The 17,004-nt window shown below is 60.5% G+C and carries 13 protein-coding genes and 1 pseudogene; 6 read left to right on the top strand and 8 right to left on the bottom strand.

Annotated features, from left to right (window positions below):
* Nucleotides 1-219: 219 nt before the first annotated feature.
* Nucleotides 220-633 (top strand): hypothetical protein, encoded by a 414-nt coding sequence (locus U858_RS0130380; RefSeq protein ID WP_025140876.1) that lies wholly within the window; start codon nt 220-222, stop codon nt 631-633.
* A 208-nt stretch (nt 634-841) separates the two neighbouring features.
* On the opposite strand, the pseudogene U858_RS0130375 reads toward U858_RS0130380, so the two are convergent.
* The 3 genes and pseudogenes from U858_RS0130375 to U858_RS35225 all read right to left on the bottom strand — a co-directional run bounded on the left by U858_RS0130375 (nt 842) and on the right by U858_RS35225 (nt 4,265).
* Nucleotides 842-1,983 (bottom strand): annotated as a pseudogene (locus U858_RS0130375) (IS3 family transposase).
* Nucleotides 1,984-2,278: 295 nt separating this feature from the next.
* Entirely contained in the window at nt 2,279-3,094 is an 816-nt protein-coding gene (locus U858_RS35805; RefSeq protein ID WP_157838876.1) for a helix-turn-helix domain-containing protein, read from the bottom strand.
* Between the two features lie 61 nt (nt 3,095-3,155).
* Nucleotides 3,156-4,265, bottom strand: coding sequence for an EAL domain-containing protein (locus U858_RS35225; RefSeq protein WP_081821776.1), 1,110 nt, complete (start codon nt 4,263-4,265; stop codon nt 3,156-3,158).
* A 221-nt stretch (nt 4,266-4,486) separates the two neighbouring features.
* On the opposite strand from U858_RS35225, the gene U858_RS0130365 reads away from it, so the two are divergent.
* Nucleotides 4,487-5,053: a recombinase family protein gene (locus tag U858_RS0130365; RefSeq protein ID WP_255358831.1), complete on the top strand. Its 567-nt coding sequence runs from the start codon at nt 4,487-4,489 to the stop codon at nt 5,051-5,053.
* Nucleotides 5,054-6,095: 1,042 nt separating this feature from the next.
* Here U858_RS0130365 and U858_RS0130360 read toward each other — a convergent pair.
* The 5 genes from U858_RS0130360 to U858_RS0130340 are packed head-to-tail and all read right to left on the bottom strand — an operon-like array spanning nt 6,096 to nt 10,279.
* Nucleotides 6,096-7,133, bottom strand: a complete 1,038-nt coding sequence (locus U858_RS0130360) for a tripartite tricarboxylate transporter substrate binding protein (protein ID WP_025140873.1) — start codon at nt 7,131-7,133, stop codon at nt 6,096-6,098.
* A 46-nt stretch (nt 7,134-7,179) separates the two neighbouring features.
* Entirely contained in the window at nt 7,180-7,938 is a 759-nt protein-coding gene (locus U858_RS34020) for an SDR family NAD(P)-dependent oxidoreductase (RefSeq protein ID WP_029954553.1), read from the bottom strand.
* On the bottom strand, nt 7,935-8,642 hold the full coding sequence (locus tag U858_RS0130350; RefSeq protein ID WP_025140871.1) for an SDR family NAD(P)-dependent oxidoreductase: 708 nt from the start codon (nt 8,640-8,642) through the stop codon (nt 7,935-7,937). Before U858_RS0130350 ends, U858_RS34020 begins: the two co-directional genes overlap by 4 nt.
* Before the next feature lie 9 nt (nt 8,643-8,651).
* Nucleotides 8,652-9,545: an oxaloacetate decarboxylase gene (locus tag U858_RS0130345; protein WP_025140870.1), complete on the bottom strand. Its 894-nt coding sequence runs from the start codon at nt 9,543-9,545 to the stop codon at nt 8,652-8,654.
* A 20-nt stretch (nt 9,546-9,565) separates the two neighbouring features.
* The gene (locus U858_RS0130340) at nt 9,566-10,279 is read right to left on the bottom strand and encodes a GntR family transcriptional regulator (protein WP_025140869.1); all 714 of its coding nucleotides are present in this window, start codon (nt 10,277-10,279) and stop codon (nt 9,566-9,568) included.
* Nucleotides 10,280-10,577: 298 nt separating this feature from the next.
* On the opposite strand from U858_RS0130340, the gene acnA reads away from it, so the two are divergent.
* From acnA to U858_RS0130320, 4 genes are read left to right on the top strand one after another with little or no spacing between them, the layout of a single operon-like run.
* The gene (gene acnA, locus U858_RS0130335) at nt 10,578-13,262 is read left to right on the top strand and encodes an aconitate hydratase AcnA (protein WP_025140868.1); all 2,685 of its coding nucleotides are present in this window, start codon (nt 10,578-10,580) and stop codon (nt 13,260-13,262) included.
* Between the two features lie 16 nt (nt 13,263-13,278).
* Nucleotides 13,279-14,640, top strand: a complete 1,362-nt coding sequence (locus U858_RS0130330; RefSeq protein ID WP_025140867.1) for a dihydroorotase family protein — start codon at nt 13,279-13,281, stop codon at nt 14,638-14,640.
* A gap of 20 nt (nt 14,641-14,660) precedes the next feature.
* Entirely contained in the window at nt 14,661-15,383 is a 723-nt protein-coding gene (locus U858_RS0130325; protein ID WP_025140866.1) for an isochorismatase family protein, read from the top strand.
* Nucleotides 15,384-15,386: 3 nt separating this feature from the next.
* Complete coding sequence (locus U858_RS0130320) at nt 15,387-16,379, top strand: GTP-binding protein (RefSeq protein WP_029954551.1); 993 nt, start codon at nt 15,387-15,389, stop codon at nt 16,377-16,379.
* Nucleotides 16,380-17,004 lie beyond the last annotated feature (625 nt).

Raw genomic sequence — 17,004 nt, 5'->3', positions numbered from 1 at the left:
AAGTTGAGCGGGCGGTTTCATTTGGCCGCTAGGTAATAGGAATCTCATTGCGTCCGTCCGGCGCTAGCGCTGAGCGATGTCAGATTGATGACGCGTTTTAAGAATATTCTTATATTATTAGTGAAGACTGGAAGCTACGATGAATAGACGAACGTATATTTTCGGTCCCGCGATGCTTTGATAGCATCAGCCCGCAGGCATGGCCAGCATCTGTTATATATGCTGGCGGTGGTTTTCGCAGCCTGTATCTTGGCGTTAACCGTGCTCTATATCTATTGGTCGTTTATCGGCGAGGTCTCGAAATACCGCCGCCTTATGAACGCTAGCGCCTACAACGCCCAACTGTATTTCGATCAGCGTGAGGCACTGCTGCGGTCGGTCGCGGCCTCCGCGATACGCGACACTGATCACATGCGAGTCGCCCGCCCCCGGGACCTTCGGCGCTATTGCCCAGATCAGCGTGACGCCTCTGACCGATGCCACCTGCGCTTATGGATGGGTGGTGCTGTCCTCACGCTGCGCAACCGTGCCAACGTGGCGCAACTGCACGCTCGTGTCGTGTATATAACGCCCGGCGACATTGTCGTCCCACACCTACCGATCCGTCCGGCTGGCGGCGCCGAGTCCATGTGACGGAAGCGACCGTTGGCAGGTGCAGACCTTGCGCCTGTACAGCGCGTGGCCCGGTGTCGATGGCCGCACGCCAACCGTCTGTTCCTTTACACCCCGGCCGACATCGCAGGCGAGGAACCTATCTGGATCCGCCTCGAGGTGGGCTGTCCGGGCATCGTGGTCGAAAATGAAAGCACTGATAAAGACATTAGCTGACTCTGACCCCGAATTAGTCCGGATCAGAAGTAGAGATTTCCGGCTCATTGAGGTTAGTACTTTGGCCGCTGGCCAAGTGCTGGCGAGCATATTCGGCAGGTGCCGGCCACTTCAGCGCAGAGTGGGGACGAACCTCGTTATAGTACGTCCGCCAGGCGTCGATTTTCTCCTTGGCGTCGGCAAATGACAAGAACCAGTGGCTGTTCAGGCATTCCTGACGGAAGCGGCCGTTGAAGGATTCGCACTGCGCATTGTCCGTCGGCTTGCCGGGCCGGCTGAAGTCGATTTCCACCCCGTTTTCGTATGCCCATTTGTCCATGGCTTTGGAGATGAACTCACTGCCATTATCGGTTTTGATGACGCGCGGCAAGCCGCTCAGTGCGCATACGCGCCCGAGCGTCGCCACCACAGCGTCACCCCGCAGGCTTTGCCCAATGTCGATGGCAAGACACTCTCTGATGTAATAGTCGACCAAAGTCAACGCACGCAGGCGGCGACCATCGAACAATTGGTCCATGACGAAGTCCATGCTCCAGATGTCATTGATGGCTTGCGCGACCGCTTTGGGTTGGCGACGTTGCGCCGACTTATTGCGCTTGGGGCGCTTGTGCCGCAACGACAAGCCTTGTTCTCGATACAAACGGTAGACCCGTTTGTGATTGTCTCGATAGCCTTCACGGCGCAGCATCTCGTGTACACGCCGGTATCCGTAGTGAACGCGCGTATGCGCTATCTCGTGGATTCGCATGACCAGCGCGCCACTGTCGCGTCGGCACGATTCGTAGCGATACAACGACCGGGAAATCATGACTGCGGGGCATGCCTTGGTCACGCCGACGCCGTAGCGCTTCATCAGATCATCCACGAGTACGCGGCGCCGCGAAGGCTTCAGAGCTTTTTTGCCAAAACGTCCTGCAACATTGCCTTGTCCAGCGACAGGTCAGCGACCAGGCGCTTGAGACGATTGCACTCCTCTTCAAGCTGGCGCAGCCGTCGCAACTCCTAGGGGCCAAGCCCGCCGAATTTCTTCTTCCAGTTGTAGAAGGTGGCTTCGCTCACGCCCATCTTGCGGCAGACCTCGGGTACGGCCGTTCCCAGTTCGGCCTGCTTCAGCGCAAAGGCGATTTGCTCTTCGGTGTATTCCGGTCTCTTCACGGCATGGCTCCTATTCCATATGGTGAAATCATGCCGAATTTCTCTAATTTAGATCGGTACTAAAAACTGGGTTAGGGTCAAAATCCTAAACGTTGCTGACGGATCATTATTAACCCGTTGCTGACATTGTACGATATTCTCAAGTATAGCTGGGCAGCAGAGCGTTGTTCCGAGACGTAGGCACGCTCGCTTACACGTCGAACTCGGTTTGTAATATTATGCCCACTCGCGAAGGTACTGTTTATCACGTATCCCTCTGCAGGGTGCCGCTGATGCGATAGTCACCGGACTTGGCCTAGCTAGCGCGCTTTATAAGCGCATAAAAGTGGTAGCCCACGTTTCGAACAGATCTAACAGGCAATTCAGTACCGCAAACATTTTTGACTTTTGATTTTAAACGGCTTATGTGGGTCGCAAGATTTTTAGTTCGGGCAAGGCTAGAGCTTACAACGGAAAAATTATCAGTACGATTGTTAATCTGGTTCTTTTGTTTAGTTGACGGCGCGGCTGTAATTGTATTATCCTTTGAATCAATAAACGCTTCTACAAGAGCAGACTGATAATGGGAGAGCAGCACTGGCGTACCGTTCTTGGGAGCAAGCATTGCCCGTTTTGAGAAAAAATTCCATTCTGCGACGTCGATATCAGATTGCGACCCGGCGAGATTTTTGTCGGCCCGCCTGGATGCTATTTCAGAGGGGGTAACAATATCGCTTATCAATGATATGCTGCCGCTAGCGCTGAATAGCAGGTGAACTAGAGCTCGGAGTGCTTGAGGGCTGCCTATAGTTTGTATAACCAGGTCAACTCCTACCAGGTACATTGCACAGCGCAAATTCGCATCACCTCCTACCGCAACAATATAACATCGACAGGTCGACTGTTTTAATTGTGATATTTCTCGTAACAATTGGTGGGGGTGTGGTCGATTGGCGTTCACAAATATGAGGACGTCATTCACTGCTCCAATGCTTCCCAGCAGGGATGCTAGTTTAAAGAATCGAATGTCAGAAAGAGTCTCCAGCGCCTTTCTGAAGCACTCCTCGTCGGAATCTTTAAAATCCATGCAAATTACTTGGGGATCCTTATCCCCGCGCAAGTCTTCGCTCATGGCATCATTATTAGAATTATATAGATAAATGCTAGGGTTATCAGCGGCCCGAATATAAGAGTCATGGCCTTCCATAAAGATAACCCTGCAGCACATTTGTCCAAACGTGAGCAACGGCTTGGTCCTCAAGTGTTTCCACGCCCTCCACGACAACCACCGGCGACAGCACTTTTGCCAAGCGCATTAAGTGCTCGAATCGCTCGGTACCAGAGTAACCTGCCCTAGCGCGCTGAAGAATAGAGCGATCTATTTTTATAATGTCCACAGGGTGGCACATCGCAAATCCCAAGCTACTACACCCAGCCCCGAAATCGTCCAAACTTATACGGACTCCAAGTTCTTTCAAGGTGGCGCAAAAGTTCTGGGCGGCTGCAATATCCAAAATTGGCTGCTGCTCTGTAATTTCTATTATAAGACGCTGAGCTAATTCTGGTGCTTCACGTAGTCTGAGTAGCGTACATTCCCACCACGCATCCAGCACGGCACTTTGTGCGGAAATATTGCAGCTTAGAATAACTTCGAGATTTTTATCCAACAGATCTAGTACTGCAGATATTACACTCTGGTCTAGCCAGTGCATTAATCCGCAGCTGGCCACATCACCTAGAATCTGCTCAATACGCTGATCAGCGCGGGATGTACCCCGCCGAAGCAGAGCCTCGTAATACAATACTCTTTTGCCTACTGGAGGACTCCCTATAAGCTCCACGATGGGCTGAAGTGCAAATGAGAAATCCCCTTTTCTAATTGACTTTATAAATGCGATTAGTTCGTTCGCCAATGACGAATTTATTTCTTTGAAATCGCTGCTTATCAGGCTGCTCAGAACCGTGTTCTCTCTTACGCTAGGAGGGAAAATTGGGTTCATGTAATCATCAAAAAAGCTAACAGCTACCATAAGAGTTTTCATCTCTACATTATTTTCCTCAAGATCAAGGAAATTCATGCACAGTTGCATCTGAACTTGGTGCCTCAAGAGTATTGCCGATTTGCTTGTTGGATGATCTTCACAGGGGATTGACGCGATAAAATAATCGAAGTAGTGGCCAACCAGATGTCCGCCAAAGAGGCCTACCCGACGTTCTAGAAAGTCCGCTGCTGCGGCAAGAGCGTGTCCTCCAAGTGCAGCACCGTCCCCAGATTCAGCGGCAATACGAAGCAGAACTTTCATTATTCCCCCGGCCGGCCCTAGTAGTTGAAATCTATTACACTAGACAAAAAGCGTGCGTTATGCTGCTCGCTGGCTTCGCCTAAAAGGCTTAGAAAATACCTGCAAGTTCCTTTAAAGGTATCGTAAAATCTTCCGCGTTTGTGCGCGACTAAAAGGACCCTTTGTGCCGCGTCAAGGGGTTGGTACGACTATAGGATTGCTGTATTTTTGAGGAGTTTCACTTGAACCTAAAGCCTAGATTGGTTGGATATGCAAGAGTATCCACCGACACCCAGAATCTTGCGCCACAATTAATGGCGCTTAAGGCTCTGGGGTGCGATCCAATTTTTACCGACCACGGTGTCTCAGGTGCACAACGTGATCGACCGGGTTTAAAAAAGGCACTTCGCGCGTTGAATACAGGCGATAAGTTAGTGGTATGGCGGCTTGATCGATTGGGCCGATCTTTATCTCATTTGATCGTGTTACTAGACGATTTGAATGCGCGTAATGTCATGTTCCAATCGCTGACGGAATTGATTGATACCAATAGCTCGAGCGGGCGATTGGTCTTTCATATGATGGCTGCTCTGGCCGAATTCGAACGCTCGCTCATAAGTGAACGCACGAAGATCGGAATGGCAGCAGCAAAGTCTCAGGGATTCAGGTTGGGACGTAGGCCGAAAATCGATGAGGAGTGCAGTCTTAAAATGCGGCAACTTCGGCAGCAAGGTTGGTCCATTGCCGAACTAGCCATTCATTATGGAGTTCACAAGCGAACCGTGGAGAGGTCCCTGCAGCGGAAGTAGCTTGTTATAAATGAGCCGCTTCGTAATTCTGCATGTGGTTTTTTAATTGTGTTTCTACTGCTTCAAGTAATGCATAGATCTCGCTGTGTGCTTAGCCGACCCGCAGCGCCGATGCAGTTACGAGCGTGCTGCGCTAATCCCTTCGATGCCATATCCTTTGTAAATCTGCGGCATCGTCCCCGTCATTTAGCGGTGATTTTTATCAAACATTAAGATGAACACATCTTCCCGAGGGCTACGGTCGTAGATCCTCTGCATGCTAGGGAAAGATGCAATCGAACCGACCTGTCGACGCTTCCTGAAGGACCGGGGGAGTTCAATATGGTGGTGATGTAGTATATATTCACTCAAAGGACTAGTAGCTATTTAGGGAGCGCGTCTTATATATATCATCCCAAGCTAGCCAGGACAAACTACTACCGAATACGGTGGCGTCCGCTAATTTTTTGGCTGCTAGAAATGTAAGCCCTATTTGGTAAGTGCCAGCCAATATTTCGCTAGAACCTAGTCTGAAAGCTTGATTTTTAACTATGCGTCATATCCGCTGCTTCGGGTGATGCTTAAAATTTCCAGGATCTCCTGATAATGCTGCACGGTCATTCGTTGCACTGTCCTGTGCAGCCGCCAATCGGCGTCGGATTTCTGCTTAGGCTGGCGGTGTGCAGGGCATTCTATATCTATGCCCCAAACCGCAGCTCACCCAATGATAACCATTGTCGGAAATTTCTGGCCATCACTGTGCTTGATGCCTTTTTTCACTTTAAAATTCCCGACTGCCTCTAACTAGCTTGAATCAATGATATGGTTATAAAAGCAGATTTTGATGGGAAAGGAGCTTTTCTCTAATAGTTCGAGCTTTTTCTACATCGCTTTTGGGGCGGCGGAGGGGAGACTTTCACCATTGTAAGCGGTATGGCATAGTGAAATCGGCCTGGGATTGCTTAGAGACTATTCTAGTGATTAGCTATGGCATATCTTTGCATGCGTTTGACATGTATATGTGAATAGCGGACGTCCGTTTGGATTTCCGCTTTTAGGGAAGTTAGTCGACGCTAGCGCCAGTTATCTTCACCGCTTCGGCCCATTTGGCAACCTCCTGCTTTACAAAGGCCCTGAAGTCTTTTGGTGTGGACGTTGTGAATTCGCTGCCGGCGGCTTCTATCTTCTTCTGTGCAATCGGATCGGCCATCACCGCGCGCATGTCGGCCGAGATCTTGTCGATCAGAGGCTTGGGCGTGCCCTTGGGCGCAAAGAAGCCCGACCAGGGCGGCGCGTCATAGCCAGGAAATCCCTGCTCGGCCACCGTGGGGTAGTCGGGCGCAATCGGGAAGCGCTGCGCGGTGGTGACGGCAATCACCTTGAGCTTGCCGCTCTTGGCATACGGCTGCACGGCGGGCAGACCCGTGATGCCGACCTGGATCTGGCCGCCCAGCAGGTCGGTGATCATCGGCGCGCTGCCGCGGTAGGGCACGTGGGCCAGCGTGAAGCCGCCCTGATTCTTCAGCAGTTCCATGCCCAGGTGCGAGGCGGTGCCATTGCCGTCGGACCCATACGAATACTGGTTGCCGTCTTTCTTGATCAAGGCGATCAGTTCGGTCAGGTTCTTGGCCGGCACGTCGTTGCCCACGACGATGGCGTTGGGGTAGAGCGTGGCCTGGGTGATGGGCTCGAAGTCCTTGCGAGGATCAAAGCGCATGTTCTTGTACAGCGACGTGTTGATGCCGTGCGAACCCGTGACGCCGAGCACCAGGGTGTAGCCGTCGGGCTTGGCCCGCGCCACGTATTCAGAGCCCAGGTTGCCGCCCGCGCCGGGCCGGTTCTCGACGATGACGGATTGCCCCCATTTCCTGGACAGCCCTTCGGCCACGAGCCGTGCGGTGATGTCGGTGGCGCCGCCCGCCGGGAAGGGCACGATCAGGGTGACCGGGCGGCTCGGGAACTTGGCGATGTCTTCGTCGGCCATGGCGCTGGCGCCGAGCGTCAGCCCCAGCGCGCCCGCCACCAAGGGCAGGGCGCCCGCGGCCTTGAGCAGGGCGCGGCGCGTGCCCGCGACGGCCAGGTGTGTTTTCCCCGTGTTCATTTTTTAAATCCTCTGTGCTTGATTCACTACAGAAAAATGGGCCCCGCTATATTGCGGTGTACCCGCCGTCCACGCGCACGTCCGTGCCCGTGATGAAGGAAGCGTCCTTGCCGATCAGGAACAAGGCCGTTTGCGCGACTTCGTCGACTTCGCCCAGGCGGCCGGCCGGATATCGGCGCGCCAGGGCCGCGCTGGCGGCTTCGGCGTCGCCGTAGCGGCGCAGCACCCGGCTGGTCAGCACCGCGCCGGGCGACAGGCTGACCGAGCGGATGCCTTCGGCCGCGTGGTCGATGGCGATGGCGCGCGTCAGGGCGTGCAGGCCGGCCTTGGTGGTGCTGTAGGCGCCGCGTCCGGGCGCGGCCACGCTGCCCAGTTGGGAGGAAATGTTCAGGATGACGCCGCTGCGCGCACGGCGCATGGGGGCCAGGGCCCACTTGCTCATCAGCCATGCGCCGGTCAGGTTGATGTCCAGCGCCTGCTGCCAGTCGGCCAGAGCCAGGTCGCCGATCTTGTCGCCGGGCGTGACGACCGCGGCGTTGTTGACCAGCACGTCCAGGCGCTGCCAGCGGGCCAGCACGGCGTCGATGGCCGCGCGGGTCTGGCCGGCATCGGCGACGTCGCAGGCCAGGGGCATCACGCGGTCGGACGCGGCGCCCGCCCGTTCGGCCAGGGCGGCGGCGTCGCGATCGAGCAGAGCCACGCAGGCGCCGGCGTCCAGGCAGCGTTGGCCGATGGCCCAGCCGATGTCGCCGGCCGCGCCGGTGATGGCCACGACCTGTCCGGCGAGATCATGGATTTGGCTCATAGGGCGGCGGCTCCCAGCGAGGCGCCGCCGCAGACGTACAGCGTCTGTCCGGTAATGGCGCCCGCTTCTTCGGACAGAAAGAAGGCGATGGCGGCGGCGGCCTCGGTGGCCGTGACGAGCCGCCCCAGCGGCAGGTCGACGCGCGGCGGCGCGCCGCGGGCGGGGTCATGCAGCATGGGCGTGTCCACCGCTGCCGGCGCCACCACGTTGACCGTGATGCCGCGGCCGATCAGTTCGGCGGCCAGGCTGCGCGCCAGGCCCACCTGTGCCGACTTGGTGGCGGCGTAGGCGGCGCGATGGCTGCGCCCCAGCATTGCGCGGCTGGCCACCAGCACGATGCGGCCCGTGCGGTCGAGCAGACTGGCGCCCAGCCCGTTGACAAGGGCAAGCGGCGCATTGACGTGCAACTGCCACATCAGCTGGGTATCGCCCGGATGAGAGTCGAACGCGCCGCCGCTGCGCACGATGCCGGCGCAATGGACGAACGCGCGCACCCGCTGCGGCAGGCGCGGGCGCAGTGCCGCCAGCGCGGCCGTATCGGCCAGGTCGCAGCGCAGGTGGGTGTAGGCCGGGTGGGCCGCGCCGGGCCAGTCCTGGCGGTCGATGCCGCAGACGGGCCAACCGGCGGCCAGCAGGCGTTCGGCCAGCGCCCGGCCTATGCCGGACGCCGTGCCGGTGATGATCGCAACCCCATCGGTAGCCATCGCGACACCCTATTCGTCCAGGGTCGTGAGTTGCTTTTCCAGCGCACGCATCGACTCGTAGCCCATCAGTTCCATGATGTCGTCGATGCCAGCCAGCAGGTCGGGCCGGTCGGCGGGCACGCCGGTGGCAATCACGTCCTGCATGACGGCCAGCGCCTGGCGCATGCCGTGGATGGCGGCGGCCGGCAGCATGCGCGGCAGGCTGATGCGCTTGACGCCGATCTCTTTCAGGCGCGGCAGCGGGATCAGCGGCGTGGTGGGGCGGTTGCGGATGCCAAAGCCCATGTTGATGCTGATCGGAATGCCCGCGGCATCGACCAGGCGCTTGATGTCGTCCTCGTTGCGCACGGCATCGGGGAAGATCATGTCGGCGCCGGCGGCGGCATAGGCGCGCGCCCGCTTGACCGCGCCGTCGATGCCTTCCACGGCGATGGCATCGGTGCGCGCGATGATGACGAAGTCGTCGTCGCGGCGCGCCAGGCAGGCTGCCTCGATCTTCTTGACCATCTCGGCCTGGCTGATGACGTCCTTGCCCGGCATGTGGCCGCAGCGCTTGGGGCTGACCTGGTCTTCGAGGTTGACGCCGGCCACGCCGGCTTCTTCAAAGAGCTGCACGGTGTGAAAGACGTTCACGGGGTTGCCATAGCCGGTGTCGGCGTCGGCGGTCAGCGGAATGGAGACCGAGCGTGCAAGGTGGCGGCAGTGCGTGACGTTTTCCGCCAGGCCCATCACGCCGATGTCGGGAATGCCCAGCAAGGCGTTGGAAACGGCGGCGCCGCTGGTGCAGGCAGTCTTGAATCCGGCCGCTTCGGCCAGGCGGATGCTGTATCCGTCGTACACGCCAGGCGAGACGATGAAGGGTTCGTTCTTCAACAGTTGCCGAAATCTATTGCGCGGATTCATGTCTTGCTGCTCCAGGGCTGTCAGGCGGCCGGCACGGAGAATCCCGATAAGGTCGGGGCCCGTTCGGCCAGGTGTTCGAAAAGGTGTTGGGCGGCGCGTTCGATATGCGAGCGCATGAGCGATTCGGCCAGTTCGGGATCGCGTGCGCGGATGGCGCGCAGGATCTGCCAGTGTTCGGCGTAGGCGTCGTCCTTGCGTTCCAGCACGGTGCCGGAATGCCGGCGATAGACGCGCAGCAGGTGATACAGGTCGCCGCACAGGCTGTTGATGATGCGCTGGTTGCCGGAGGCCAGCACGATGCGTTCGTGGAAGTCGAAGACGCGCGGCGCCGCACCGCCTTCCTGGCGGCGGGCCACGCGGTCGTCTTCGAGTTCGCGCAGCAATTGGGCGATTTCCTCGTCGGACATGCGGCGGGTGGCCAGGTTGCACGCCACTCCTTCCAGCGCCATGCGCATCTGGAACAGTTCCAGCGCTGATTCGGCCGACAGCGTGACCACGCGCGCCTTGATGTAGGGCTCGCGGGTGATCAGCTGGATGCCTTGCAGGCGCCGCGCGGCTTCGCGCACGGGGCCGCGGCTGACGCCGAATTCCTGGGCCAGCGAGACCTCGTTGATGACACTTCCCGGCGCCAGGCGGCCCTGATAGATGGCGTCCAGCATCTTGTCGAAAACGGCGTCGGCCAGGGGGCCGGAGGCGTCTTCCTTGATGGTCTGAGCGGGGGTTGGCGTGTTCATAGTGTTAACAGATTAGAGGGTTTGATTGGAAAGTGTCAACTCTTTTTGGGTCTGGGCAGCAATGAGAGTTGGCGGGAAAAAGTGAATATCTGTCGTCCTTTCGGGTGACATTACTCCTGATTTATAGGGAAAACCCGGGTAATAACGGGCCTTTAGGGCAAATGTCAGGCAGCTGCATGCGGAGCCGGAACTGTTGACTTGGTCGCGTCCGGCGTTTCGTTGGATCAGGTCATAGTGTTGACACTATGGAGAATGTGGTCTTAAGATTATTGCAGCTTGAATTTTCTCATCCGCCATCATGATTCAGATTCTTTCCAGCGCCGGCCGCCCGTTGCGCTACGTGGACCTGGGCGCCGCGGCGCGCCAGGGCAACTACGATCTGCACGCGCAGCCTTATGTGATCCGCATCCTGCTGGAAAACCTGTATCGCCATCGCCATTGGGGCGACGCGGTGTCCACCGGCGAAATCGATCGCCTCTGGCAGTGGCAAGACCACGTTGGGGCCGACCTGGCCCTGCACGTGGCCCGGGTGATCCTGCCCGATTCCAGCGGCCTGCCGGTATTGCAGGACCTGGCCGCGCTGCGCGATGCGGTGGCGCGCGCCGGGGGCGATGCGGCGCGCGTCGATACGCGCGTTCCGGTGGACCTGATCGTCGACCATTCGCTGCAGGTCGATCATTGGGGCGATGCGTCTGCCGTGGGTCGCAACCTGCGGCGTGAGTTTGAGCGCAACGACGAACGCTACCGCTTCCTGAAATGGGCCCAGCAGGCCTTCAAGGGCCTGCGCGTGGTGCCGCCGGGCCTGGGCATCATCCACCAGATCAATCTGGAATACCTGGCCAGCGTGGTGGCCACGCGCCAGCGCGATGACGGCGCGTGGGCCTACCCGGACTTCGTGATCGGCGGCGACTCGCACACTCCCATGGTCAATGCGCTGGGCGTGCTGGGCTGGGGCGTGGGCGGCATCGACGCCGAAGCGGCGTTGCTGGGGCAGGCCTACACCTTTCCCATTCCCGACGTGGTCGGTGTGCGCCTGGCCGGCAAGATCGCGCCGCCCGCGCTCACCACCGACGCCGCCCTGCTCATCACGCAGCGGCTGCGCCAGGCCGGCGTCACTGGCTGCATGGTCGAATTCTTCGGCCCCGCGGTGGCGGACCTGGGCATCGCCGAACGCGCCACGATCTCGAATATGGCGCCGGAATACGGCGCAACCTGCGGCTTTTTCCCAATCGACGCGCAAGTCCTGGCCTACGCCCGCATGACGGGCCGCGCGCCGCAGCAGGTGCGGCTGATCGAAGACTACGCGCGGGCCAACCAGCTGTGGCGCGATGCCGACAGCCCGGTGCCGGCCTACCGCCGGGTCATCGAGATCGACCTGTCGCAGGCCTGCCCCAGCGTGGCGGGACCGCGCCGCCCGCAAGACCGCCTGGCCTGGCCGGATGTCCCCGCCGATTTTCGCGGCCGCCTGACGCAGCCCTTGAACGCAGGCGGCTTCGGCCTGGCGCAGGCGCCCGCCCGCGCATCGCGCGACCAGCCCGGCCATGGCTCGGTGGTGCTGGCGGCCATCACGTCGTGCACCAATACGTCCAACCCGGCCGTGATGCTGGCGGCCGGCCTGGTGGCCCAGAAGGCCTGGCAGCAGGGGCTGACCCCGCCGGCCTGGGTCAAGCGTTCGCTGGCGCCGGGCTCGCGTGCCGTCACCCGATATCTGCAGGACGCCGGTCTGCTCGAGGCCTTGCAGGCCCAGGGCTTTGACGTGATCGGCTATGGCTGTACCACCTGCGGCGGCAAGTCCGGGCCCTTGACCGAGCAAGCCTCTGCCGCCATCACCGAGCACGGGCTGGTCACGGCCGCAGTGCTGTCCGGCAACCGCAATTTCGAGGGGCGCATCCACAAGCTGGTGCGCGCCAACTACATCGGCTCGCCTGCCATGGTGGTGCTGTATGCACTGGCCGGACGCATCGACATCGATTTCGCGCGCGAGCCGCTGGGCACCGGCCACGATGGTTGCGAGGTCTACCTGGCAGACGTCTGGCCGACGCCGCAGGAAATCGAAGACCTGCTGCCGCATGCCGCCAATCCGCGCCTGTACGCCAAGGTGTATTCGGACGAGAGCATGGACAGCGCCATCTGGCGCGAGCTGCCGGCGCCGAGCGGCCTGCGCTTTCCGTGGGACCCGGACTCGCGCTACCTGGTCGAGCCGCCGTTCTTCCAGCCGGGCAGCGGCGATGCGCTGCAGGACCTGGCGCGCGGGCTGCGGTCGGCCTACGCGCTGGCCGCGTTCGGCGATTCGCTGACCACCGACCACATCTCGCCCAGCGGCGAGATTCCCGCCGATACGCCGGCCGGCCAATACCTGACGCAGGCGGGCATTGCACCGCGCGACTTCAATACCTATGTGGCCCGGCGCTGCAATCATCATGTGATGGTGCGGGCCACGTTCGGCAATATCCGCATCAAGAATGAACTGGTGCCTGGCGTGGAGGGCGGCCATACCCGTCACTTTCCCGACGGTGCGCCCATGACGATCTTCGATGCGGCGCAGGCCTATCGCACTGCCGGCCATGCGGCCATTGTGCTGGGCGGCAAGGACTACGGCATGGGCAGCAGCCGCGATTGGGCCGCCAAGGGGTCGGCCCTGCTGGGCGTGAAGGCCGTGATCGCGGAATCGTTCGAACGTATTCATCGCGCCAACCTGGTCGGCATGGGCGTGCTGCCGCTGGCCTTCGAGGCCGGCCAGGGTTGGCGCGCGCTGGGGCTGGACGGCAGCGAACGCTTCGAGCTGGGCAATGTGCAGGCCGGCATCCTGGCGGGGCAAGCCATCGACGTGACGGCACACGGCGCGGACGGCCGGGTGATCTCCTTTCATGTGCGCGCCCAGGTCCTGACCGATGCGGAACGCCAACTCATCAGCGCCGGCGGCATCCCCGCCAGCGTGTTGCACCATTTCTTAAATGCGCCGGCCGCAACCGCCGGGGCCTGAGCAGGAAACGCCAACCATGCTGGATCTCGTACTTATCAACGCAAGACTGATGCTGCCGGGGCAGGGCCTGACCGACGGCGTGCTGGGCGTGCGCGACGGGCGCATCGTCCTGATCGCGGCGCCCGGCGATGCGCCGCCCGCCCGCGAAACCATCGATTGCCAGGGCCTGTGGGTGTTGCCGGGCCTGATCGACCCGCACGTGCATTTCGGCTTCGGGTCGCCTGAAACCGATTTCGAGACCGAGTCGCGCTTTGCGGCACTGGGCGGCACCACGTCGGTGCTGTCGTTTCACCGGTCGGCCGACATCCGCCAGTCATTCGATGCCGTGCGCGATCGCGCGCTGGCGCAAAGCTGCGTGGACTTCGGTTTTCATTTCGGCATCACCAGCCACCTGCACGTGCAGACGCTGGAAGAGATCTCGCGACGGTTCGGCGTGTCCTCGTACAAGCTCTACATGATGTACAAGGGCGCGGCGGGCCTGTCCAAGGGGTTCACCGATATCGACGACGGCCTGTTGTATTCGGCGTTGAAGGCCACCGCCGCGATTCCGGGCGCCATCATGGGCGTGCACTGCGAGAACGTGGAAGTGATCCCGGTGCTGCGCGACCCACTGCGCGAGGCCGGCCGCGACGACCTGAAGGCCTGGAACGAGCAGAGCCCTGATTTCCTGGAGGCCGAGAACGTGCACCGCGTGTGCTATTTCGCCAACAAGCTGGGCGCCGCGGTCAACATCGTGCACCTGAGCAGCCGCGAAGCGCTGGACGAGGCCCGGCGCCACCGCCGTACGCCAGGCGCGCCGCCTATCTACGTCGAGACCTGCCCGCAATACCTCTTCTTGAACGACGAGTCGCCGGCCGGCACGTATGCCAAGGTCAACCCGCCGGTGCGTGGCCAGGCGGATGTGGAAGCCATGTGGGAAGGCGTGCTGGAGGGCTCCATCACCACCATCGGCACCGACCACGTGCCGCGCAAGCGCGCCACCAAGGACACGGACATCTGGGCCGCCAGCAATGGTTTCCCAGGAACGGGGCTGATGCTGCCGATCCTGCTGCACGAAGGCTATCACCGCCGCGGCGTGCCCCTGGATACGCTGATGAAGGTAGCCGTCGAGAACAGCGCCCGCATCTATCGGCTGCCGTCCAAGGGCAGCATCGAGATCGGCAAGGACGCCGACCTGGTGGTGGTGGACCCCGACCTGGAACGGGTGGTGGACCCGGCCACGCTCGAATCGAATTCGGACTATTCGCCTTACGAGGGCATGACGCTCAAGGGCTGGCCGGTACGCACGCTGGTGCGCGGCCGCACCGTCGCCCTGGATGGACGCATCACCGACCAGGCGCGCGCCGCGCCTGGCGGCCGTTATCTCAATCGCCTTTGACCTTTGACGCAGGAACCGACATGAGTGAATCCACCAAACGCATCTGGGACGACTTTCTGACCGAGCGCGACAAGCAGGTGCTGGCGCAGGCCGGCTACGGCAAGCGCGGCGGCTTCGGCAAGCGCCCGGCGCTGTTCATCATCGACGTGCAGTACAACTTCTGCGGCGACAAGCCCGAGGACATCCTGGAAGGCCTGAAGCAGTACCGCACCCATTGCGGCCGCGAGGCCTGGGAAGCTGTGCAGCACATCGTGCCCCTGCTGGAACTGGCTCGCGACAGGAACATTCCGGTCTTCTACACCGAGAGCGGTCGCCGCGCCGACCTGCTGGACAGCGGCGTCCAGGTGGGCAAGAACCACCGCGGCGGCGAAAAGACCGTGCTGGCCGAAACGCACGCCACGCAAACGGTGGAACCCCTGGCGCCGCGGCCGCAGGACATCCGCATCACCAAGCAGAAGCCGTCGTGCTTTTTCGGCACGATCTTCATGAGCCACCTGAACTTCCTGGACGTGGATACGCTGATCCTGGTGGGCTGCACCTCGTCGGGCTGCCTGCGCGCGACCACGGTGGACGCCTATTCCTACAACTTCAAGGTCATCATTCCCGAAGAGTGCGCGTTCGACCGCTTCCAGGCCAGCCATGCCATAAGCCTGTTCGACCTGAACTGCAAGTACGCCGACGTCATCCCCAGCGGCGAAGTGCAGGACTACCTGCGCGCGCTGCCCGCACCCGCGGCGGCTTGAGCCATGAGCCTGGCCGACACATCCGCCTTGCCGGTGTACCTGCTGACCGGGTTCCTGGGCAGCGGCAAGACCACCTTGCTGTCGCGCCTGGTGCGCAGCGCCGCGTTTCAGGACACGGCGGTGGTCATCAACGAGTTTGGCGAGGTCGGCCTGGACCACCTGCTGGTCGGGCAGGCCAACGATAGCGACGTCGTGCTGCTCGACTCCGGTTGCCTGTGCTGCGCGGGCAGCGGCTCGTTGGCCGAGACGCTGGAATCGCTGTATTACCGCCGCAAGCGCGGAGAACTGCCGGCGTTTGCGCGGGTGGTGGTGGAAACCTCGGGCCTGGCGGACCCGGGGCCGGTGATCAACACGCTGGCGTCGGACACGCTGATTGCCCGGCACTACCGCTTCGGCGGCGCCGTCGCGACACTGGATGCGGTGCATGGCGTCGAGTCGGTGCAGGCCTACCGGGAGGCGGCTACGCAGATCGCCATCGCCGACCGCATTGCCCTCACCAAGACCGACATCGCCGGTCCCGCGGCGATCGACACCGCCCGGCAATTGCTCGCGTCGCGCAATCCCACGGCGCGGGTGTTGGAAACCACGCCCACCGCGCTGGACCACCAGGCGCACGATCTGTTCGACGGACTGACGGCCGGCCACCTTGAGGCCGTGCCCGCGCAGGCGGCAGGCCTGTCCACGCCCATTGCTCATGTGCTGCGCTACGGCATTGCCTCATATCTATGGCGCCAGCAGGGCCCGCTGGGCTGGGACCGCTACGCCGCCTGGGTCCGGGCGATGCAACGGGATTTCGGTGACCGCCTGCTGCGGGCCAAGGGCCTGCTGCGCTGGACCGACGGCACGATCCGCGCGGTGCATGGCGTGCATCACCTGTTCAATGCCCCCGAGCCCCTGCGCGTCGATGAGGGCGCGCGGCAGGTGGGGGCGATGGTTATAATTATGGGCGACGTTTCCGCAGAGGAAATGAGAGATGCGATGAGCGTGCTGGAATAGCTTTCAAGCTTCGAGTCTGTGAATAAAAATTCACTCTGCCCAAGTATGATGTATCCCAAATTTTTCGATTGAGCCTCAAACATATCTCACTTGTGATTACGCCCGCGTCTAGAGAATTCGTGCTCGATGCGTTGGAGCACACCGTGTGCGCCCTTCAAGCCTGGCATCGATGGTTATCTGATTCAACACTACGATAGAGGGTCGCACTAGGTCAGCATCCGCTATGGCGATCGTCTGGCCAAGGGCGGTATTGAACCGCCTGTGGGCAGCCGCGGAGACAGTACGTCACAGCCCTGACCGGGACCAGCAAAGGCCTATGCAAGGCTGAACCGATCTATTGCTGCGCACCTGGAAAACTAGGGAACGGAAGAAAAAGTACCACGCTGCAAGCTCAGCCTGAGGGATCTGGCCCAGGAGCTGCGCAACTTCAGCAAGGCGTACAAAGTAATCGGCTACAGTCGGTCCACAGCTTTATGAGATAACTTGCAACTTTCAGACCTATGGTGAGCCTCACCCCGAATTAGTCCGGATCAGAAGTAGAGTTCCGGCTCATTTGACCCTAACCCCGAATTAGTCCGGATCAGAAGTAGAGATTTCCGGCTCATGACCCTAACCCCGAATTAGT

Origin of the sequence: Achromobacter sp. DH1f (assembly GCF_000633435.1) — a bacterium.
Classification (GTDB): domain Bacteria; phylum Pseudomonadota; class Gammaproteobacteria; order Burkholderiales; family Burkholderiaceae_B; genus Achromobacter; species Achromobacter deleyi.
Note: the sequence above shows the minus strand (reverse complement) of the source record. Positions and strands in the feature narration are given on the sequence as shown.

Coding starts and splice junctions, on each gene's coding strand:
- U858_RS35225 (WP_081821776.1), bottom strand. CDS start 4,265: ATGAAAGTTCTGCTTCGTATTGCCGCTGAATCTGGGGACGGTGCTGCA.
- U858_RS35805 (WP_157838876.1), bottom strand. CDS start 3,094: ATGAGCGAAGACTTGCGCGGGGATAAGGATCCCCAAGTAATTTGCATG.
- U858_RS0130345 (WP_025140870.1), bottom strand. CDS start 9,545: ATGAATCCGCGCAATAGATTTCGGCAACTGTTGAAGAACGAACCCTTC.
- U858_RS0130330 (WP_025140867.1), top strand. CDS start 13,279: ATGCTGGATCTCGTACTTATCAACGCAAGACTGATGCTGCCGGGGCAG.
- U858_RS0130325 (WP_025140866.1), top strand. CDS start 14,661: ATGAGTGAATCCACCAAACGCATCTGGGACGACTTTCTGACCGAGCGC.
- U858_RS34020 (WP_029954553.1), bottom strand. CDS start 7,938: ATGAGCCAAATCCATGATCTCGCCGGACAGGTCGTGGCCATCACCGGC.
- U858_RS0130350 (WP_025140871.1), bottom strand. CDS start 8,642: ATGGCTACCGATGGGGTTGCGATCATCACCGGCACGGCGTCCGGCATA.
- U858_RS0130320 (WP_029954551.1), top strand. CDS start 15,387: ATGAGCCTGGCCGACACATCCGCCTTGCCGGTGTACCTGCTGACCGGG.
- U858_RS0130340 (WP_025140869.1), bottom strand. CDS start 10,279: ATGAACACGCCAACCCCCGCTCAGACCATCAAGGAAGACGCCTCCGGC.
- U858_RS0130380 (WP_025140876.1), top strand. CDS start 220: ATGCTGGCGGTGGTTTTCGCAGCCTGTATCTTGGCGTTAACCGTGCTC.
- U858_RS0130360 (WP_025140873.1), bottom strand. CDS start 7,133: ATGAACACGGGGAAAACACACCTGGCCGTCGCGGGCACGCGCCGCGCC.
- acnA (WP_025140868.1), top strand. CDS start 10,578: ATGATTCAGATTCTTTCCAGCGCCGGCCGCCCGTTGCGCTACGTGGAC.